This is a genomic window from Rathayibacter sp. AY1H2, from assembly GCF_002931985.1.
Classification (GTDB): domain Bacteria; phylum Actinomycetota; class Actinomycetes; order Actinomycetales; family Microbacteriaceae; genus Rathayibacter.
This window is the reverse complement of sequence record NZ_PSUV01000005.1, coordinates 1-19,524: the sequence shown is the minus strand read 5'-3', so window position 1 is coordinate 19,524 and position 19,524 is coordinate 1. Positions and strand designations below refer to the sequence as shown.

Below are 19,524 nucleotides of genomic sequence, written 5' to 3'. Positions count from 1 at the left end.
TAGGGTGAGGCCGTGCCCCAGCGTTCGGATGCGACCCTCGCCCTGGCGGCGGTCTTCCTGGTCTGGTCGCCGGCCGCCGCCGCAGCGGGCTGGTGGCTGCTCCTCGGGCTCGCCGTCGCTGCGACCGCCGCGGCCCTGAGCGCCGTCGCCGACGCCGGGCGCACCGTCCACGACGGCCCCTCCTCCGAGTGGCTCGGGATCGTCGGGCGCGCCTTCGCCTCGGCCGCGCTGGCCCTGACCGCGGCCCAGTCGGTCCTCGGGGGAGCGGCCCGGCCCCTGGCCGTCCTGCTGCTCGTGGCCGTCGCGCTCTTCGGCCTGCGCGGCGGGCGCCTCCCCGCTCGCCCGGTCCTGCTCCTCGTCAGCGCGGTCGTCGTCCTGCTGGCCGCCGCCGCCGTGATCGTGCTGGCGTCCCCTCCGGACCCCGCGCCGCTCGACCCGCTGCGCGACGGAGGGCCGCTGGGAGCCGGCACCGCCGCGGCGCTGCTCCTGATCCTCCTGCCGACGTCCCGCTCCGGCGCGGTGACGGCTCTCCGCCCCGCCCTGCTGCGCATCGGGATCGCCACGGCGGCCGCCGCCGCGCTCGGCACCGGTCTGCTCCTGGCGGCCGGTCCCGAGGTCATCGCGTCCTCGGAGACCCCCCTGAGCGCTGTCACCCGGGGCACGCCCGCCACCGGGCTCGTCGGGGCCGCCGCTGTGATCGCGGTCCTGCTCGCGCTCCTCGACCTCGGGAGGAGGGATGCGCGCGCCCTCGTGCGTCTCGCCGACGCAGGGGAGATGCCGGCGGTGCTCGCCGCCAGGAACCGCAGGACCGGCGTGCCCGCGGCGGCCCAGCTGGTCCTCTGCCTGGTCGCCGTGCTCGCGGTCGTGATCCTCGACGCCGACGCGCTGCTCGCCTTCGCCGTGGCCGCCCTGCTGGTGGCGACCATCGTGCGGCGCCTCGACCACGGAGCTGCCGGGGCGAGCGGCCCGGCCCTCGCGTCGGCCGCGGTCTCGCTGCTGCTCCTGCTCGCCCTCCCGGCTGCCACGGCGGCCGCCGCAGCGGTGCTCCTGGCGGCGCTCCTGATCGCGCGGGCGTTCCGGAGCTGAGGGGTCAGCCGGCCCGGGCGTCGAGCGCCCGCTCGGGGAGCCGGACGCCACCGCCCGGCTCCGCTGACGACGGGGGAGCTCCCTCCGCGACGAGCAAGGCGCCCCCGCCCGAGGATCCGAGGATCCTGCGGGCGGGGGCGCCTTCCCGTGCGACGCGGGTCAGTGCGTGGAGGGGTCCTGCTCGACCTCGGTGCGGTCGCCCGACCACAGTGTGTGGAAGGTGCCCTCCTTGTCGACGCGCTTGTAGGTGTGCGCTCCGAAGAAATCGCGCTGGCCCTGCACGAGAGCGGCCGGGAGGCGCTTGGAGGCGAGCGAGTCGTAGTACGACAGCGCGGCGCCGAAGCCGGGGATCGGCACGCCCGAGAGCGCGGCGGTCGAGACGATGCGGCGCCAGGCGGCCTCGCCGTTGGCGACGGCCTCGGCGAAGTACGGGTCCTCGAGGAGGGTCGTGATGCCGGCGTTCTCGTCGTAGGCGTCGACGATGCGGTTGAGGAACTGGGCGCGGATGATGCAGCCCGCGCGCCAGATCTTGGCGACCGCTCCCTTGTCGATCTCCCAGCCGTACTTCTCGGCCCCGGCGATGATCGCGTCGAAGCCTTGCGAGTAGGCGACGACCTTGGAGGCGTAGAGCGCGGCGCGCACGTCGTCCTCGAAGCCCTCGTACTTCTCGACCGGGGTCGGGCGCGAGGTGACGCGGGCCTGCACGGCCCCGCGCTGCTCGGGGTGGGAGGACACGGCACGGGCGAAGACGGCCTCGGCGATGCCGCCGACGGGGACGCCGAGGTCGAGCGCGTTCTGCACGGTCCAGACGCCGGTGCCCTTCGAGCCGGCCTGGTCGAGGACGACGTCGATGAAGGGCTTGCCGGTGTCGGCGTCGACCTGGCGGAGCACCTCGGCGGTGATCTCGATGAGGTACGACTCGAGGTCGCCCTTGTTCCAGGCGTCGAAGACCTCGGCGATGGCGGCGGGCTCGTGTCCGCCGACGGTGCGGAGCAGGTCGTACGCCTCGGCGATGAGCTGCATGTCGGCGTACTCGATGCCGTTGTGGATCATCTTGACGAAGTGGCCGGCGCCGTCGGTGCCGATGTGGGTGACGCAGGGCTCGCCCTCGGCGACCGCGGCGATCGACGAGAGGATCGGGCCGAGCGTCCTGTAGGACTCGACCGAGCCGCCGGGCATGATCGACGGGCCCTTGAGCGCGCCCTCCTCGCCGCCGGAGATGCCGGTGCCGACGAAGTGGATGCCGGTCTCGCGGACGGCCTTCTCGCGGCGGATGGTGTCGGTGAAGAGCGCGTTGCCGCCGTCGACGATGATGTCGCCGGGCTCGAAGACCTTCGTCAGCTGCTCGATCACGGCGTCGGTGCCGCGGCCGGCCTGGACCATGATGATCGCGGTGCGCGGGGTGGCGAGCGAGGCGGCGAAGTCCTCGATGGTCTCGGACGCGACGAAGCCCGCCTCCGGGTGCTCCGTGATGAGGGTCTCGGTGCGGCCGTAGGAGCGGTTGAACACCGCGACCGTGTTGCCCTCGCGGCTGGCGAGGTTGCGGGCGAGGTTCGAGCCCATCACCGCCAGACCGACGACTCCGATGTTGGCTGTGGCGGTGGGCTTGTCAGACACGGTTCTCCTCGACGTTCGCGTTCAGGGGCGAGCCCAGGCTAGCCCCGGGTCGCTCCGGGGAGCCCGGGTCCGAGCCGTCTCCCGGCTGCACATCGGTCGTGCGGCGCGCGCACGGTCTTGCGCGCGCCGCGACGACCGCGACCGGAGCCGGTCAGGCGCCGTGGCCGAGGGGGACGCGCTCCGACGGGATCGGCGGCGGCGGGGGAGTGCCGTCGCCGAACGGGCGGCCGCCGAGCTCCTCGCGGCGCGAGGGGACGAGCCAGCCGGAGAGGTCCGGGCCCTTGGGGACGACGCCGGTCGGATTGATGTCCCGCTGCACCTCGTAGTAGTGCGACTTGATGTGGGTGAAGTCGATCGTGTCGCCGAACCCCGGAGTGGCGAAGAGGTCGCGGGCGTAGCCCCAGAGCGCGGGCATCGCCGACAGCAGGTTCCGGTTGGCCTTGAAGTGGCTGTAGTAGACGGCGTCGAAGCGGGCGAGCGTCGTGAAGAGCCGCACGTCCGCCTCGGTGATGGTGTCGCCGACCAGGTAGCGGCGGGTGCTCAGCCGCTCCTCCAGCCAGTCCAGCCGCGCCCAGAGGCGGTCGTAGGCCCGCTCGTAGGAGCGCTGCGACCCGGCGAAGCCGCACTTGTAGACGCCGTTGTTCACGTCGTGGAAGACCAGCTCGGCGATCTCGTCGATCTCCTCGCGGTGCTCCTCGGGGTAGAGGTCGGGGGCGCCGTCGCGGTGGAACGCGGTCCACTCGGTGGAGAAGTCGAGCGTCATCACCGGGTAGTCGTTGGTGACGACCTGGCCGCTCGGGATGTCCACGAGGGCCGGGACGGTGATCCCGCGCGGGTAGTCGGGGAAGCGGGCGAAGAACGCGTCCTGGAGGCGGGGGATGCCCAGCACCGGGTCGACGCCGCCCGGATCGAGGTCGAAGGTCCAGCTGCGCTTGTCGTGCGTCGGCCCGCAGATGCCCATCGAGAGGGCGTCCTCGAGACCGAGCAGGCGCCGCACGATCACGGCGCGGTTCGCCCACGGGCAGGCACGGGAGACCACGAGGCGGTAGCGTCCCGCCTCCACCGGGTACCCGTCGCGGCCGTCGGCGGTGATCCGCGTCGGGATGTAGTTCGTGTCGCGGTGGAAGCCGTTCTTCTCGACGTAGGAGCCGAAGTCGTCGCTCGTCATACCCGCACGGTAGGCGGTCCGCCTGGACGTCCGGCTCCGAGTCCGGCGGCGCGACCGCTCTGCTGGCGGGCGGCCGCGATGCCGGGTAGGATCGGCAGCTGAACTTCGGCGAGGGATGCACGTGCATCCGTGATCGACGCGGTGGAAGCAGGCGAGGCCCCCACGGGGCGCCACGGACTTCTCCTCACGCTGACATGCGTTCGAGTCGACAAACCGTCCGTGGCCGCAGGCCACGACCCGATCCGGTGGCGTGCGCGCCGCCCAAGGAGAACATCATGGCTGAACTGACCAACAAGGTCGTCGTCGAGGTCCGCACCTCGTTCGGCAAGGGCGCCGCCCGCAAGATCCGCGCGCAGGACAAGATCCCCGCGGTCCTCTACGGCCACGGCACCGAGCCCCAGCACCTCACCCTCCCGGGCCACCAGGTGCTCCTGCTCACCCGCAAGGCGAACGCGATCCTCGAGCTCGACATCGAGGGCGCTGCGCAGACCACCCTGGTGAAGGACATCCAGCGCGACCCGGTGCGCCAGATCATCGAGCACATCGACCTCGTCGTCATCAACAAGGGCGAGAAGGTCGAGGTGGACATCCCCGTGCACGTCGAGGGCGACGCCGCTCCCGGCACCCTCGTCTCGATCGAGTCGAACACCCTCTCGCTCGAGGTCGACGCCACGCGCATCCCGCAGAACATCGTCGTCTCCGTCGAGGGCCTCGAGGCCGGCACGCAGATCACCGCCGCCGATGTCACGCTCCCCGAGGGCGCCACGCTGGTCACCGACGCCGAGGTGCTCATCGTCAACGTCACCGCCGAGGTCGAGCAGGACCTGGGCGAGGACGACGAGACCCCGGCCTCGGGCGACGTCGTCGCCGAGACCGCGGAGTAGTCCGCACCACCCCGGGAACGGGCCCGCTCGCAGCCGCGGCGGGCCCGTTCCGCGTCCGGCGGGGACCCCCCCGCCGCCCCCGAGGAAGAGGAACGACATGGGTGACACCTGGCTGGTCGTCGGACTGGGCAACCCGGGCGCGCAGTACGCGCGCAACCGGCACAACGTCGGCCAGATGGTGCTCGACGAGCTCGCGACGCGGATCGGCGGCTCGTTCCGCCGGCACAACCGCGCCAACGCCGTGGTCGCCGAGGGCTTCCTCCGCCCGGGCGGACCGAAGCTCGTGCTGGGCAAGCCCAACAGCTTCATGAACCTCTCCGGCGGGCCGACGGCGCAGCTGCTCGACTTCTACTCGGTCGACCCGGCGCACCTGATCGTCGTGCACGACGAGCTCGACATCCCCTTCGACACCCTGCGCCTCAAGCAGGGCGGCGGTCACGGAGGGCACAACGGCATCCGCGACATCCTCGCGGCGACCGGAGGAGCCGAGTTCCTGCGCGTGCGGGTCGGCATCGGCCGCCCGCCGGGCCGCCAGCAGGCCGCCGACTTCGTGCTGAAGGACTTCGCCGGCCCGGAGCGCGAGGCGCTCCCGATCCTGGTCTCGGACGCCGCCGACGCCGTCGAGCTCATCGCCGACTCCGGCCTCTCCGCCGCCCAGCTGAAGTTCCACACCAGCGCCTGACCCGCCCTTCGCCGAGGGGACCCCGGACGGCGAGGGAGATCGCAGCCCCGGGCTCCCTCGACGGTTCGGGGCTCCCTCGGCGGTCGGCCCGCGGGGCGGCCGTAAACTGGACCCGTGCCCCTCAACGAGATCATCTCGGCGCTGTCGCGCGCCTCCACGTTCGACGATGCTCTCGCGTACGCGGTGCGGGACGCCGACTTCTCGGTGGCCGACGGCCTCCGGGTCCCCCTGCTCGCGGGCCTGATCGAGAGGCGCGCGGAGGCGGGACGCCCGCAGGCGGCGCTGGTGGTCACGGCCACGGGCCGCGACTCCGAGAACGTGCGCGCCTCCCTCGGCTGCATGCTGCCGGACGCGGACGTCGTCGAGTTCCCCGCGTGGGAGACGCTGCCGCACGAGCGCCTCAGCCCGAGCGCCGAGATCGTGGGGCGGCGCCTGGACGCGCTGCGGCGGATGAAGCAGTGGTCGGGCGAGCGGCCCCTCGTGGTGGTCGCCTCCGTGCGCGCGGCGCTGCAGCCGGTCGCCGACAACCTCGCCGACATCGAGCCGATCCGACTCGTGAAGGGCGCCCGCGGCTACGACCTCGGCCGCATCTCGGCCGAGCTGGTCGACCTGGCCTACGCCCGGGTCGACATGGTCACGCGCCGCGGCGAGTTCGCCGTGCGCGGCGGCATCCTCGACGTCTTCCCCGCGGTGGCCGAGCATCCGAGCCGAGTGGACTTCTTCGGCGACGAGGTCGACTCCATCCGCGGCTTCTCCGTGGCGGATCAGCGCTCGCTCCCGGGCGAGGTCGACTCGGTGGTCCTCCCGCCGAGCCGCGAGCTGCTGCTGGTGCCGGCGGTGCGGCAGCGGGCCCGCGAGATGCTGCACGAGTTCCCGAGCCTGTCGGCGATGCTCGCCAAGATCGCCGAGGGCATCCCGGTCGAGGGGATGGAGTCGCTCGCCCCCGCGCTGCTGGAGCGGCTGGTCCCGATCTCGCACTACCTGCCCGAGGGGGCGGCCGTCGCGGTCCTCGCCCCCGAGCGCGTGGCGACGCGGGCGATCAGCCTCGCCGAGACGAACCGCGAGTTCCTGCAGGCGGCCTGGAGCGCGGCGACCGCCGGCGCCGAGGCCCCCATCGACCTCGCCTCGGGCGAGTTCATCTCGCTCGGCGCGCTCCGCGACTCCGTGAAGCTCAGCGCCCCGGGCGCCGACGCTCCCGACCACCCGTGGTGGACGATGAGCACGTTCCGCCAGGGCCCCGCCGCGGGCGAGGCCGAGGTGCTGCCGGAGGAGCTCGGGATCGACGAGATCCTCGCCGTCCGCGTCGAGGGCGAGCCGGTCCCCGGCTTCGGAGCGAGCGTCGAGGGCGCCCTCGCCCACGTCCGCGCGCGCCTGGCCGACGGCTGGACCGTGGTCCTGACCGCGCCCGGCACCGGCACGGTCGAGCGCACCGACCAGGTCCTCGCCGAGCACGAGGTCGCCGCCCGCATCGTCGCCGACCTCCCCGCAGGGCTCGAGACGGGTCTGGCCTACGTGGTCCAGGCCTCCGTCGATCACGGCTTCGAGGTGGAGGAGGCGAAGCTCGCCCTGGTCACCGACACGGAGTTCTACGGCCGCACCGTCGGCTACGACTCCCGCGCGGTGAAGAAGCTCGCGTCGCGCCGCAAGAACGTCGTCGACCCGCTGCAGCTCACCCCCGGCGACTTCGTGGTGCACGCCACCCACGGCATCGGCCGGTTCGTGGAGCTCTCGCAGCGCGAGGTCTCCAGCGGGGGCCGCAACGCGATCAAGACGCGCCGCGAGTACCTGGTGCTCGAGTACGCCCCCAGCAAGCGCGGCTTCCCCGGCGACAAGCTGCTCGTCCCCACGGACCAGCTCGACCTGCTCTCCCGCTACGTCGGCGGCGAGGCTCCGGCGCTGAGCAAGATGGGCGGGAGCGACTGGGCGCAGGCCAAGAGCAAGGCCCGCCGCGCGGTCCGCGACATCGCGGTCGAGCTCGTGAAGCTCTACTCCGCCCGGATGGCCTCCCGCGGGCACGCGTTCCCGCCGGACACCCCCTGGCAGCGCGAGCTGGAGGAGGCGTTCCCGTTCGCCGAGACCCCCGACCAGCTCACCGTCATCGACGAGGTCAAGGCCGACATGGAGCGGCCGATCCCGATGGACCGCCTGCTCTCGGGCGACGTCGGCTTCGGCAAGACCGAGGTCGCCGTGCGCGCCGCGTTCAAGGCGATCCAGGACGGGAAGCAGGTCGCGATGCTCGTGCCGACCACGCTGCTCGTCCGCCAGCACCTCGAGACGTTCCAGGAGCGCTTCGCCGGCTTCCCCGTCCACCTGCGGGCGCTCAGCCGGTTCCAGAGCGCGAAGGAGTCGAAGGAGACGATCGAGGGCCTGGCCGACGGCACCGTCGACATGGTCATCGCGACCCACCGGCTCCTCAGCGACAACATCGTCTTCAAGGACCTCGGCCTGCTCGTGATCGACGAGGAGCAGCGCTTCGGCGTCGAGCACAAGGACAAGCTCAAGGCGCTGAAGAAGAACGTCGACATCCTCTCGATGAGCGCCACGCCCATCCCGCGGACGCTCGAGATGGCGGTGACCGGCATCCGCGAGATGTCGACCCTCGCGACCCCGCCGGAGGAGCGCCACCCGATCCTCACCTTCGTCGGCCCCTACTCCGAGAAGCAGGTGTCGGCCGCGATCCGCCGGGAGCTCCTGCGCGAGGGCCAGGTGTTCTTCGTGCACAACCGCGTCTCGACGATCAACCGCGTCGCCTCGCAGCTCGCCGAGCTGGTTCCCGAGGCGCGGATCGCGGTCGCGCACGGCAAGCTCAGCGAGTCGCAGCTCGAGCGGATCATCGTCGACTTCTGGGAGCGCAAGTTCGACGTCCTGGTGTCGACGACGATCGTCGAGACCGGCCTCGACATCCCGAACGCCAACACGCTGATCGTCGACCGCGCCGACAAGTACGGTCTCTCGCAGCTGCACCAGCTGCGCGGGCGGGTCGGCCGCGGCCGCGAGCGCGCCTACGCGTACCTCCTCTACGACGAGACGAAGCCGCTGAGCGAGACCGCGCACGACCGGCTGCAGACGCTGGCCGCCAACTCGGATCTCGGCGGCGGCATGCAGATCGCGCTGAAGGACCTCGAGATCCGCGGTGCGGGCAACCTCCTCGGCGGCGAGCAGTCCGGGCACATCCAGGGCGTGGGCTTCGACCTCTACCTGCGGATGATCGGCGAGGCCGTCGACACCTTCCGCGGCGAGGTCGCCGAGGGGCAGACCGAGCTGCGGCTCGAGCTGCCCGTCGACGCGCGCATCCCGGAGGAGTACGTCGACAGCGAGCGGCTGCGCCTGGAGGCGTACCAGAAGCTGTCGGCCGCGTCGTCGCCGACGGCGAAGGAGGGGAGCATCGACCTCGTGGTCGAGGAGCTGACCGACCGCTACGGCGAGCTGCCCGAGGCGGTCGAGAACCTCATCCTGGTGTCGCGGCTGCGCATGCGCGCGCAGAAGGCGGGCCTCAGCGACGTGGTCGCGATGGGCTCGAACGTCCGCGTGGCTCCCGCTCACCTGCCCGACTCGATCCAGGTGCGCCTGCGCCGGATGTACCCGACCGCGAAGTACCTGCAGCAGGCCGACGCGGTCGTCGTGCCGATGCCCGTGCTCGACGGCGTCCCGCTCGGCGACCGGGCGCTCATCCAGTGGGTGGCGTCGCTCCTGGACGCGCTGTTCCCGGAGCCGGTCACCGTCTGAGGTCCTCGGGGCGGCGCTCCCCGGTGGCGCGCCGCCCTGCTCCGGAGGCCGTCACCGCTGCGGGAGGGCCCGCTGGCAGGATGGAGGGCATGCCGCTCCTCGCCGCCCGACGTCCCCGAGAGCCGGAGCCGCTCGCCGGCCCGCTGGTCGCCGTCCGCGGGGTCGCGGTGCGCGCCTCGGGGGTCGAGCTGCTCGCCCCGTGCTCGCTCGAGGTGGAGGCGGGGGAGCGCGTCGCGGTGACGGGCCGCAACGGCACCGGCAAGACCACGCTCCTGCGGGTGATCGCCGGCCTCACCGCTCCGAGCGAGGGAGTCGTGGCGGTGGCCGGGCGCGCCCCGGAGGAGCGCTCCGCCGCCCACCGCCGCGCCGTCGCCGCCCTGATCGGCACTCCGCCCTTCGAGCGGGACCTGACCCTCGAGGAGCACCTCGCGATGGTCGCCGTCTCGTGGGGCGAGCCGGTCGCCGACGCCCGCCGCGAGGCCGCAGCTGGTCTCGACGCGCTCGCGCTCGCTCCGCTCGCCCGCCGCTTCCCGCACGAGCTCTCCTCCGGGCAGACGCAGCTGTTCTCCCTCGCGCTCGTGCTGGCCCGTCCCTCCGCGGTGCTGCTGCTCGACGAGCCGGAGCAGCGGCTCGACGTCGAGCGGGTGCCGCTGGTCGCGGAGGTCCTGCGGCGCGCAGCCGCGTCCCGGGCGCTCGTCGTCGCGACCCACAGCCCTGTGCTGATCGAGGGTCTGGGCGCGCGGGTCGTCGAGCTGGAGCGGGCGTGACGCGCGCGGAGGGGGCCCGCGTCGCCGAGGTGCGGGCTCTGCACCGGCACCGCGCCGCGGCTCCGCCGAGTCCGCGCGCCTACGCGGGCTACCTCGCCGCGATGACCGTCCTCGTCGTCGTCCTCCCCGTCGCCCGGGCCCTCGCGCTCCTCGCCGCCGAGGCGGGAGCCGCGCCGGAGCCGCTGGTCGCCCTCGCCGCGGGTCTCGCCCTGCCCGCCGCCGTGCTCCTGGGCCGGGTGCGCGGACCCGCGGTGGGCGAGCCGCACACCACGCCCGTGCTGCTCGCGACCGATCTGCGCCGCTGGGCGGTGCTCCGCCGACCCGTGGTCCGGGCGTCGGCCGGTCTCGTGGCGTGCTGCTCCGCCGTCGCGTCGCTCCTCGCCGTCGCCGCCTCCGCGCCGCTCCTCGCGGCCGTCGTCGGCGGCGCCGCGTTCGCCGGCCTCCTCGCCGTCGCCTGGCTCGCCGGTCAGTGCCTGCCCTCGCGCCTCCCCGCGCTCGCGGCGGGCCTCCTCGCCTCCCTCGCGGTCCTCGGGGCCCTCGTGCCCGGTGCGCCCACGCCGGGCGGCCTCCTCGCCTCAGCCGTGAGCGGAGCGGAGGAGGTGCGCGCCGCGACCGTGCTGCTCGCGTCGGCCGCGGTCCTCCTGGCCGCGGCGCCCCGCCTGCTCGACGCCGCGCGCGGACCTCGGCTCCTCGCCCAGGCCCGGCAGTGGTCGGCGACCGCCCGGCTCGGAGCGACGGGCGACCTCGCCGAGTCGCTCGACGGGTACCGCGCCCTCCCGGCGATCGGGCGGGGGCTCCGAGCGGTCCGCCTCTCCCCGCTCGCCCTCGCGGTGCCGGTGCGCGACGCGATCGGCGCGCTGCGCACTCCCGGCCGCTCGGCGGTCGCGGTCGTCGCGCTGGCCGCCGCCGGCGCCGCCGCCGTGCTCGCCGCGGTCGTGCCGTCCTCCCTCCTCGCGCTCCCGGCCGCCGCGGCGGGCGTGCTCGCCTACCTCGGCGCCGGCGTCTGGAGCGACGGCTTCCGCCACGCCGCCGCGACCGCGGGACAGCCGGCGCTCCTCGCCCCCGGCCCGTTCGAGCTGCTCCTCCTGCACGCCGTCCTCCCGCTGGTGCTCGCGGTCGGAGTCGCGGTGCTTGGCGCCCTCGCCGCCTCGCTGCTGCTCCCGGGCGCGGCGGTGCCGGTGGCCGCCGCGACCGCCGTCGCCGCCGTCGCCGCGCGGGCGATGGATGCGACCCGGGGTCCGCTGCCGCCGCAGCTGCTCAGCCCGGTGCCGCTCCCGATCGGGGACGGCGCGGGAGTCGCGGTGGTCCTCTGGAACCTGGCGGGTGCACTGGTCAGCGCCTCGACCGCGGTCTCCGTCGCGGCGTCACCCGGGCTCCTCGCCGCGGTGCCGCTCGTCGCCGGCGGCTGCCTCCTCGTCGCGCGGCGGCGTCTCGCGCGGGCCTGAGGCTCCCGGGCGCCCGCGCCGCCCGGATGTCCGCGGAGGCGGCCGGACCGGATGCGAGGATGGCGGGGTGACCGCGCATCCCCGGCTCGACGAGCTCATCCGCACCGTCCACGTCCTCCGCGCCCCGGGCGGCTGCCCGTGGGACGCCGAGCAGACCCACGAGTCGCTCGTGCGCTACCTGATCGAGGAGTCGCACGAGCTCGTCGACGCGATCGAGGCGGGGGACCGGGCCGACCTGATCGAGGAGCTCGGCGACGTCCTCTACCAGGTGCTCTTCCACGCCGACCTGGCGGCCGAGAGCGCCGAGCCCTTCACCATCGAGGACGTCGCGGCGCACATGAACGCCAAGATGATCGGCCGCCACCCGCACGTGTTCGGCGACGCCACGGCCGAGACGGCCGACGATGTCATCGCGGTGTGGGACGAGCTCAAGCGCACCGAGAAGCCGCACCGCACGAGCGTGCTCGACGGGATCCCGCAGGGCATGCCGGCTCTCGCGCTCGCCGACAAGGTGATCGGCAAGGCGACCTCGCTGGGCGTCGTGGACGCCGGCCAGGGCCCCCTGCCCATCGAGTCGGAGGAGGACCTCGGCCCGCTGCTGCTGGCCATCGTCGCCTCCGCCCGCGCCCAGGGGCTCGACGCCGAGCGTGCGCTCCGCACCGCGACGCGCGACCTGCAGGACGAGATCCGCGCGGTGGAGCAGGAGCGGCGCGCGGACTGAGGCGCCCGCCGGCCCGCCCCGGCCGATCTGGGAGAATCGCCGTCATGGCCTCCCCGATCACCCCGCCCCGCGGCATGCGCGACTTCCTCCCCGCCGACAAGGCGAAGCGCGAGCACGCGCTCGGCGTCATCCGCCGCGTGTACGCCTCCCACGGGTTCGACGAGATCGAGACGCCCGTGGTCGAGGACTTCGACCGCCTCCACTCCGGGCTCGGCGGCGACAACGAGAAGCTCGCCTTCAGCGTCCTGCGCCGCGGGCTCACCCGCGACGACCTGGCGGCGGTCGACGACGCGTCCGCCCTCGCCGACCTCGGCCTGCGCTTCGACCTCACGGTGCCGCTCGCCCGCTTCTACGCCTCGCACCGCGCCGAGCTGCCGGCTGTCTTCCGCTCGGTGCAGATCGCGCCGGTGTGGCGCGCCGAGCGCCCGCAGAAGGGGCGGTACCGCCAGTTCGTGCAGTGCGACATCGACATCATCGGCGAGCCCGGGCAGCTGGCCGAGGTCGAGCTCATCACGGCGACCGCGGCGGCGCTCGACGCACTGGGCCTCGAGGACTGCACCATCCGGATCAACGACCGCCGCATCCTCACAGGAATCCTCGAGCACTGCGGCTTCGCCCCCGAGCGCTTCGGCCCGGCGCTGATCTCGATCGACAAGCTCGACAAGATCGGCGCCACCGGGGTCGTCGCCGAGCTCGAGGCCGACGGGCCGGACGCGGCCGCGGTCCTCGGGGGCTACCTCGCGCGGATCGAGGAGGCGGTCGCCGCCGGGGGAGTGGCGCTCGAGCAGTCCGCGATCCTCGACGTGCTGCCCGAGGGCATCGACCCGGAGGCGGTGGTCGCGCTCGAGACCCTGGCCCGGTCGCTGCGCTCGCTGCCCGCCGGCGTCTCGCTCCGCTTCGACCCGACGCTCGTGCGGGGCATGGGCTACTACACCGGCACGATCTTCGAGATCGCGCACCCGTCCTCGGGCTCCTCGGTCGGCGGAGGCGGGCGGTACGACGGGATGATCGGCCGCTTCCTCGGTCAGGACGTGCCGGCCTGCGGCTTCTCGATCGGCTTCGAGCGGATCGTCGAGCTGATCGGCGGTGCCGTCGTCGAGCGTCCCGACGCCGTCGTCCTCGTCCACGAGCGGGACGCGGCGCCCGAGCTGCTGCTCGCGCTCAAGCAGGAGCTGATCGCCCGGGGCTCGCGCGTGCGCCTCGAGCGCCGGGCGAAGAACCTCACCCCGCTGCTGGACCGCGCGGCCGCCGCGGGCTTCACCCGCTTCGCGCTCGTCCCGCGGGACGCCGCCTCCGCCGCCGACCTCTCCTTCAAGGACCTCGGCTGAGCCGCGCCGGCTGTTCCGGATGAGCGTCGCCGGCTGCCTGCGCTGAGCCGCGCCCGCGGGAGGGGCCGGGGCCGTCCTGTCGGGCCTGAACAGGGTCTCAGCCGATCCGTCAGAGGATCATGTCGATCTGGTCGGATCCTTGTCGGATCCGTGAGAGCCTTAATACCCGCGAAATCTGCGGACACACCCGAGAAATCTCCCCCGGATAGCGTCGAGGCACCCGATCGGCGCGGCTTGGCGCGCCCGCACGGGCACCCCGTCGCGACCCCGCGCACCCCACCGCAGCAGCCCTGACGATCCCCACCCGAGGAGTCCCCTTGACCCTGTCGCCCCTCCGCTCCCTCCCGGCCTTCGACCGCCGCAGCCTCCTCCGCCTGGCGGGTGTCGCCGGCCTCGCGATCGGCGGCGCCTCCGTCCTCGCCTCCTGCGCCTCCGACTCCTCCGGCGCGTCCGCCGCGGACGGCGGCGACCTCGGCACCCTCAAGGTCCAGCTCTCCTGGATCAAGAACGAGGAGTTCGCGGGCGAGTTCTTCGCCGACTCGAAGGGCTACTTCACCGAGGCCGGCCTCGCGGGAGTGACGCTCACCCCCGGCCCCTCGACGGGCGTGGCCGAGCTCCTCTCGGGCAGCGCGGACGTCGCGCTCAGCGACGCCGTCTCGATCGGCACCGCGATCGCCCAGCAGGAGGCCCCGCTCAAGATCATCGGCGCGACCTACCAGAAGAACCCCTTCACGGTCCTCTCGATCAAGACCGCCGGCAACATCGCCACTCCGGCCGACCTCGCCGGGAAGAAGATCGGCGTCCAGGCCTCGAACACCTCCCTGTTCCAGGCGCTGCTCGCCGCGAACGGCCTCTCCGAGTCCGACCTCACGGTCGTCCCCGTCGAGTACGACCCCTCCGTCCTCGTCAACGGCACCGTCGACGGCTTCATCGCCTACCTGACGAACGAGGCCATCACGGTCGCGGCCGAGGGCTACGAGGTCGTCAACCTGCCCTTCGCCGACAACGGCCTCCCCTTCGTCGCCGAGACCTTCTCGGTGTCGGAGCAGGCGATCGCCGAGAAGCGCGACGCTCTGAAGGCGTTCCTCGTCGCCGAGATCAAGGGCTGGACCGACGCGGTCAACGACCCGGAGGCGGGCGCGATGCTCGCCGTCGAGAACTACGGCAAGGACCTCGGCCTCAACGAGGAGTCCTCCAAGAAGGGCGCCACCATCCAGGCCGAGGAGCTGGTCGTCTCGGACGAGACGGTCTCGAACGGCCTCTTCACCATCTCCGAGACGCTGCAGTCCGAGACCATCGCGTCCCTCGCGGGCGCCGGGATCGACGTCACGGCCGAGGACCTCTTCGATCTGACCCTCCTCGACGAGGTCTACGAGGAGAATCCCGAGCTGATGAAGTACGCGGCCTGATCCTGATCCACGAAGGGCACCACTCGTGACCGACACGACCGACGCCGGCACCCTGCGCGACCAGGGTGCCGGCGGCACCGGCATCCAGATCCACGGCCTGTCGAAGACGTTCCGGATGGGCTCGCGCAGCGTCGCGGCGCTGCAGGACACCGACCTCCACACCGACCAGGGCAGCTTCCTCGCCCTGCTCGGCCCGTCGGGGTGCGGCAAGTCGACCATCCTGCGCATCCTCGCGGGGCTGGAGGAGCCGACGTCCGGCTCCATCCGGGTCGACGGCCGCACTCCCCAGGAGCTGCGCCGCGACAACAAGCTCGGCATCGCCTTCCAGGACCACGCGCTCCTGCCGTGGCGCAGCGTCATGGCGAACATCCGCCTGCCGTTCGAGATCGCGGGCAAGAGCGTCGACCAGTCCTACATCGACGAGCTGATCGACCTCGTCGGCCTCCGCGGCTTCGAGAAGGCCAAGCCGGCCCAGCTCTCGGGCGGCATGCGCCAGCGCGTGTCGATCGCGCGGTGCCTGATCCTCAAGCCCGAGGTCCTGCTGCTCGACGAGCCGTTCGGCGCCCTCGACGACATGACGCGGCAGAAGCTCAACCTCGAGCTGCTGCGGATCTGGACCGAGAAGCCCGCCACGACGCTCCTCGTCACGCACGGCATCTCGGAGGCGATCTTCCTCTCGGACCGCGTCGCGGTGATGAGCCCGCGCCCGGGACGGGTGAAGGAGATCATCGACATCGACCTCCCCCGCCCGCGCACCCCCGAGATGCAGCGCACCCCCGAGTTCCACGCCTACGTCGACCAGGCCTCCGAGCTGCTGTTCGGCGACGGCGGCGCGGCCGCGGACGACCGCGTCTAGGAGGCACCGTGGCCACCACGCTCCCCGCGGCCCCGCGCCGCGCCCTGTCCCTGCCTCCGTGGCTCACCGGGCTGATCGGCGTCGCCGCGATCGTCGCCGTCTGGTGGATCGTGGCGCTCGTCACCGCGCCCACCGGCGCCGCGACCTACGCGCCCGTCCCCACTCCCGTGCAGGTCGTGCAGACCGCGATGGAGGACGGCGCCGGCTTCTACTGGCGCAACTTCTCCGTCACGATCGGCGAGGCGGCCGTCGGCTACTTCTGGGGCAACCTCCTTGCGCTGGTGCTCTCGGCGCTCGTGCTGGTCCTGCCCTGGCTGGAGGGGGTCGTCTCGCAGCTCGCGGTCATCACCTACTGCGTGCCGATCGTCGCCATCGGAGCGATCGTGCTGCTGATCCTCGGCGGTGCGGACGCTCCCGGGAAGGCGAGCGCGACGGCGATCTTCCTGGCCGGCCTCTCGGTGTTCTTCACCACGGTCGTCGGCAGCCTCCTCGGGCTGAAGGCGGCCGACAAGGCGGCGCTCGACGTCGTCACGGTCTACGGGGGCTCGCGCTTCACCCAGCTGCGCAAGGTCCGCCTGATCGCGGCGCTGCCCAACATCCTGTCGGCGCTGCAGATCGCGGTGCCCGCGGCCTTCCTCGGCGCGATCCTCGGCGAGTACTTCGGCAAGATCGAGACGGGCGTGGGCCCGATCCTGGTCGCGGCGCAGGTCTCGCTGAACTCGCCCCGCGTCTGGGCGCTCTTCCTCCTCTGCGCGGGCGTCGCGCTCCTCGGCTACGGCATCGTCGGACTGATCGGGCGCCTCATCGCGCCCTGGTCCTCCGGAAAGCGGGCATGACCATGACGACCACCGTTCCCGACCGCACGGAGCAGTCCACGGCCACGTCGATCCTCGCGGTCGACGAGCTGCGCCGCCAGCTGCGCACGGCCGCCCTCGGCGCGACTCTCAAGAGCCTGCGCAAGAGCCTGCTCGTCGCCCTGTCGACGATCGTGATCGTGCTGGCGATCTGGATCGGCGTGGTCCTCTTCAGCGGGGTCTCGCCCTACGTGGTCAAGGGCCCGTGGGACGTCTGGCAGCACCTGGTGACCGATGCGAAGGCCGCGGAGCACCGCGCCGAGCTGGGCGGCCTCTTCGCCGTGACCATGGGCGACGCACTGATCGGCTTCGCGGCCGGCCTGGTCGTGGCGATCCTCGGCGCGATCCTGTTCCGCCTGTCGAAGGGCATCGAGCACGCGCTGATGCCGTTCGCGATGCTGCTGCGCTCGGTGCCGCTGATCGCGATGGCGCCGCTGATCATCCTCGTCTTCGGGACCGGCTCGATCGCCTCGGTCGCGGTGATCGGCGGGATCGTCGTCCTGTTCCCCGCGCTGGTGACGATCGCCTTCGGCCTCAACAACGCCTCCCCGCAGATGCTCGACGTGGTCGCGGTCTACGGCGGCAGCACCCTCACCGCGATCCGCAAGGTCGCCATCCCCGGCTCGCTGCCCTCGCTCTTCGCCGCGATCCGCATCTCGGTGCCCGGAGCGATCACGGGCGCGCTGCTCGCCGAGTGGCTCTCCACCGGTGCGGGCATCGGCGGGGCGATCAACGCCTGGTCCGCCCAGGCCCGGTTCGCGGACGTCTGGTCGGCGGTCGTGCTCGTGACCGGCGTCTCGCTCGTGCTCTACATGCTCGTGCAGGTGCTCGAGACCTTCGTCCTCTCCCGGATGTCCCTCTCCCTCACCTGACCCCGTCGCTTCCCCCTTCCGCGGGACGCCACTCGAGTGCGGCTCGCCCGGTGGGTCGCAGACCCCGGTGGTGTCTCGCGGGAAGGGGGAGGGCAGGGGGAGCGGAGCGACGGGGCCCGGTCAGACGGTGACGATCGCGTCGACGCGGTGGCCGGCCAGCACCTCGCGGCCGCCGAGCCCGTCGAGCTCCATGACCACCGCGATCCCCTCGAGGCTCCACCCTGCGCGCTCGATCAGGCGGCGGCTCGCGTCGAGCGTGCCCCCGGTCGCCAGCACGTCGTCGACCAGCAGCAGCCGCGAGCCGCGGGGCGCCGCGTCCTCGTGCACCTCCAGCATCGTCTCGCCGTACTCGAGGGTCGCCTGCTCGCGCAGCACGGCCCGCGGGAGCTTGCCGGGCTTGCGGATGGTGACGACGCCGAGACCCGCCGAGTAGGCGGCCGCCGCGGCGAGCAGGAAGCCGCGCGCCTCCACGCCCGCGATCGCGTCGATCCGGCCGCGGTAGGGCTCGATCAGCGCGTCGGCCACCGCCCGCAGGGCCTCGCCGTCGCCGAAGACCGGCGTGAGGTCGCGGAACAGGATGCCCGGGCTCGGGAAGTCCGGGACGACGGCGGTGAGACGGTCGACGTGGTCGGCGGCGGTCGTGGTCACGGGGAACCTCCGGGTCGGCGGGTGCGCCCGGGCCGTCCGGCGATCGGGCCCTGGGAGTCTACGACCGGCCGCGGTCTCCTGCGCTTCGGAGGCGGTCAGTAGACTCCTTCCCGACCGCTCCCGTCTCCGGGAGCCCACCCGTCAAGAGGAGATAGTTGTGGCCCTTATCGAGGCAGTCGTCGCCCGAGAAATTCTGGACTCCCGTGGCAACCCCACGGTCGAGGTCGAGGTCCTGCTCGAGGACGGCGCGTCCTCGCGAGCGGCCGTCCCGTCCGGCGCCTCCACCGGCGCGTTCGAGGCGTACGAGCTCCGCGACGGCGACTCCGACCGCTACCTCGGCAAGGGCGTGCAGAAGGCCGTCGACGCCGTCATCGACGAGATCGGCCCGGCCATCGAGGGCTTCGACGCCACCGACCAGCGCCTCGTCGACGCCGAGCTGATCGAGCTCGACGGCACCGAGAACAAGTCCCGCCTGGGCGCGAACGCGATCCTCGGCGTCAGCCTCGCCGTGGCCAAGGCCGCCGCGCAGTCGTCGGACCTCGACCTGTTCCGCTACGTCGGCGGCCCGAACGCGCACACCCTGCCCGTGCCGCTGATGAACATCATCAACGGAGGCGCGCACGCCGACACCGGCGTCGACATCCAGGAGTTCATGGCCGTCCCGCTGGGCGCCGAGTCCTTCTCCGAGGGCCTGCGCTGGGGCGTCGAGATCTACCACGCGCTCAAGGCGCAGCTGAAGAAGGCCGGCTTCGCCACCGGCCTCGGCGACGAGGGCGGCTTCGCCCCCGACCTGCCCACCAACCGCGAGGCGCTCGACTTCATCCTCAAGGCCGTCGAGGCCGCCGGCTTCACCCCCGGCAAGGACATCGGGCTCGCGCTCGACGTCGCCTCCTCGGAGTTCTACGAGGACGGCGCCTACACGTTCGAGGGCAAGAAGCTCTCGGCCGAGGAGCTCTCCTCCTACTACGCCGACCTCGTCGCCAACTACCCGCTGGTCTCGATCGAGGACCCGCTGGACGAGGACGACTGGGCCGGCTGGACTCACCTCACCGCGGCCATCGGCGACAAGGTGCAGCTCGTCGGAGACGACCTGTACGTCACCAACCCGGTGCGCCTCGCCCGCGGCATCGCCGAGAAGGCCGGCAACTCGATCCTGGTCAAGGTGAACCAGATCGGCACGCTCACCGAGACGCTCGACGCCGTGGCCCTGGCCCAGCGCAACGGCATGACCGCGATCCTCTCGCACCGCTCCGGCGAGACCGAGGACACCACCATCGCCGACCTCGCGGTCGCGGTGGACGGCGGCCAGATCAAGACCGGCGCCCCGGCCCGCTCGGACCGCGTCGCGAAGTACAACCAGCTGCTGCGCATCGAGGAGATCCTGGGAGGTGCGGCGACCTACGCGGGTCGCCGCACCTCCCAGGATCTCCTCGATGCGCAGCAGCTGGTTGTACTTCGCGA

General features: G+C 73.0%; 16 protein-coding genes. 13 read left to right on the top strand and 3 right to left on the bottom strand.

Features of this window, described 5'->3' with window-relative positions; translation table 11 throughout:
* The first annotated feature begins 12 nt into the window (after nt 1-12).
* Complete coding sequence (locus C5C29_RS05560) at nt 13-1,086, top strand: hypothetical protein (protein WP_104308086.1); 1,074 nt, start codon at nt 13-15, stop codon at nt 1,084-1,086.
* Between the two features lie 159 nt (nt 1,087-1,245).
* Here C5C29_RS05560 and gndA read toward each other — a convergent pair whose 3' ends face one another.
* Together gndA and C5C29_RS05550 are read right to left on the bottom strand one after the other, a co-directional pair.
* Complete coding sequence (gndA, locus tag C5C29_RS05555; RefSeq protein WP_374953987.1) at nt 1,246-2,649, bottom strand: NADP-dependent phosphogluconate dehydrogenase; 1,404 nt, start codon at nt 2,647-2,649, stop codon at nt 1,246-1,248.
* Between the two features lie 205 nt (nt 2,650-2,854).
* On the bottom strand, nt 2,855-3,871 hold the full coding sequence (locus C5C29_RS05550; RefSeq protein ID WP_104233683.1) for a glutathione S-transferase family protein: 1,017 nt from the start codon (nt 3,869-3,871) through the stop codon (nt 2,855-2,857).
* 275 nt (nt 3,872-4,146) lie between these two features.
* Between C5C29_RS05550 and C5C29_RS05545 the strand changes: the two genes are divergently transcribed.
* From C5C29_RS05545 to C5C29_RS05500, 11 genes are all read left to right on the top strand, one after another.
* Nucleotides 4,147-4,755, top strand: coding sequence for a 50S ribosomal protein L25/general stress protein Ctc (locus C5C29_RS05545; RefSeq protein WP_104238997.1), 609 nt, complete (start codon nt 4,147-4,149; stop codon nt 4,753-4,755).
* A gap of 97 nt (nt 4,756-4,852) precedes the next feature.
* Nucleotides 4,853-5,437 carry an aminoacyl-tRNA hydrolase gene (pth, locus tag C5C29_RS05540; protein ID WP_104233681.1) on the top strand — a complete coding sequence of 195 codons (585 nt, stop codon included), beginning with the start codon at nt 4,853-4,855 and terminating at the stop codon, nt 5,435-5,437.
* Between the two features lie 114 nt (nt 5,438-5,551).
* Nucleotides 5,552-9,163, top strand: a complete 3,612-nt coding sequence (mfd, locus tag C5C29_RS05535) for a transcription-repair coupling factor (RefSeq protein ID WP_104308084.1) — start codon at nt 5,552-5,554, stop codon at nt 9,161-9,163.
* 89 nt (nt 9,164-9,252) lie between these two features.
* The gene (locus C5C29_RS05530) at nt 9,253-9,930 is read left to right on the top strand and encodes an ATP-binding cassette domain-containing protein (protein ID WP_104308119.1); all 678 of its coding nucleotides are present in this window, start codon (nt 9,253-9,255) and stop codon (nt 9,928-9,930) included.
* The gene (locus tag C5C29_RS17410) at nt 9,927-11,375 is read left to right on the top strand and encodes a hypothetical protein (RefSeq protein WP_258069463.1); all 1,449 of its coding nucleotides are present in this window, start codon (nt 9,927-9,929) and stop codon (nt 11,373-11,375) included. The genes C5C29_RS05530 and C5C29_RS17410 overlap by 4 nt, the downstream gene beginning before the upstream one ends.
* 67 nt (nt 11,376-11,442) lie before the next feature.
* Entirely contained in the window at nt 11,443-12,096 is a 654-nt protein-coding gene (locus C5C29_RS05525) for a MazG family protein (RefSeq protein WP_104222356.1), read from the top strand.
* Between the two features lie 44 nt (nt 12,097-12,140).
* A complete protein-coding gene (gene hisS, locus C5C29_RS05520; protein WP_104308082.1) occupies nt 12,141-13,424 on the top strand; it encodes a histidine--tRNA ligase in 1,284 nt (427 codons plus the stop codon).
* A 317-nt stretch (nt 13,425-13,741) separates the two neighbouring features.
* Nucleotides 13,742-14,833, top strand: a complete 1,092-nt coding sequence (locus C5C29_RS05515) for an ABC transporter substrate-binding protein (RefSeq protein ID WP_258059873.1) — start codon at nt 13,742-13,744, stop codon at nt 14,831-14,833.
* 115 nt (nt 14,834-14,948) lie between these two features.
* Nucleotides 14,949-15,689: an ABC transporter ATP-binding protein gene (locus C5C29_RS05510; protein ID WP_104222373.1), complete on the top strand. Its 741-nt coding sequence runs from the start codon at nt 14,949-14,951 to the stop codon at nt 15,687-15,689.
* Between the two features lie 8 nt (nt 15,690-15,697).
* On the top strand, nt 15,698-16,525 hold the full coding sequence (locus C5C29_RS05505) for an ABC transporter permease (protein ID WP_244229606.1): 828 nt from the start codon (nt 15,698-15,700) through the stop codon (nt 16,523-16,525).
* Nucleotides 16,522-17,415, top strand: a complete 894-nt coding sequence (locus tag C5C29_RS05500; RefSeq protein ID WP_104222359.1) for an ABC transporter permease — start codon at nt 16,522-16,524, stop codon at nt 17,413-17,415. The genes C5C29_RS05505 and C5C29_RS05500 overlap by 4 nt, the downstream gene beginning before the upstream one ends.
* Nucleotides 17,416-17,535: 120 nt before the next feature.
* Here the strand turns inward: C5C29_RS05500 and C5C29_RS05495 are convergent, their stop codons facing one another.
* On the bottom strand, nt 17,536-18,063 hold the full coding sequence (locus tag C5C29_RS05495; RefSeq protein ID WP_104222360.1) for an adenine phosphoribosyltransferase: 528 nt from the start codon (nt 18,061-18,063) through the stop codon (nt 17,536-17,538).
* A 157-nt stretch (nt 18,064-18,220) separates the two neighbouring features.
* Between C5C29_RS05495 and eno the strand changes: the two genes are divergently transcribed.
* Nucleotides 18,221-19,524: phosphopyruvate hydratase (gene eno / locus C5C29_RS05490; RefSeq protein ID WP_104308081.1), on the top strand; the 1,304-nt coding region annotated here is incomplete at its 3' end.

Bases quoted from the DNA above. Each gene is read 5' to 3' on its own strand.
- gndA (WP_374953987.1), bottom strand. From the start codon at position 2,649: ATGGGCTCGAACCTCGCCCGCAACCTCGCCAGCCGCGAGGGCAACACG.
- C5C29_RS05550 (WP_104233683.1), bottom strand. From the start codon at position 3,871: ATGACGAGCGACGACTTCGGCTCCTACGTCGAGAAGAACGGCTTCCAC.
- C5C29_RS05545 (WP_104238997.1), top strand. From the start codon at position 4,147: ATGGCTGAACTGACCAACAAGGTCGTCGTCGAGGTCCGCACCTCGTTC.
- pth (WP_104233681.1), top strand. From the start codon at position 4,853: ATGGGTGACACCTGGCTGGTCGTCGGACTGGGCAACCCGGGCGCGCAG.
- C5C29_RS05530 (WP_104308119.1), top strand. From the start codon at position 9,253: ATGCCGCTCCTCGCCGCCCGACGTCCCCGAGAGCCGGAGCCGCTCGCC.
- hisS (WP_104308082.1), top strand. From the start codon at position 12,141: ATGGCCTCCCCGATCACCCCGCCCCGCGGCATGCGCGACTTCCTCCCC.
- C5C29_RS05510 (WP_104222373.1), top strand. From the start codon at position 14,949: ATGGGCTCGCGCAGCGTCGCGGCGCTGCAGGACACCGACCTCCACACC.
- C5C29_RS05500 (WP_104222359.1), top strand. From the start codon at position 16,522: ATGACCATGACGACCACCGTTCCCGACCGCACGGAGCAGTCCACGGCC.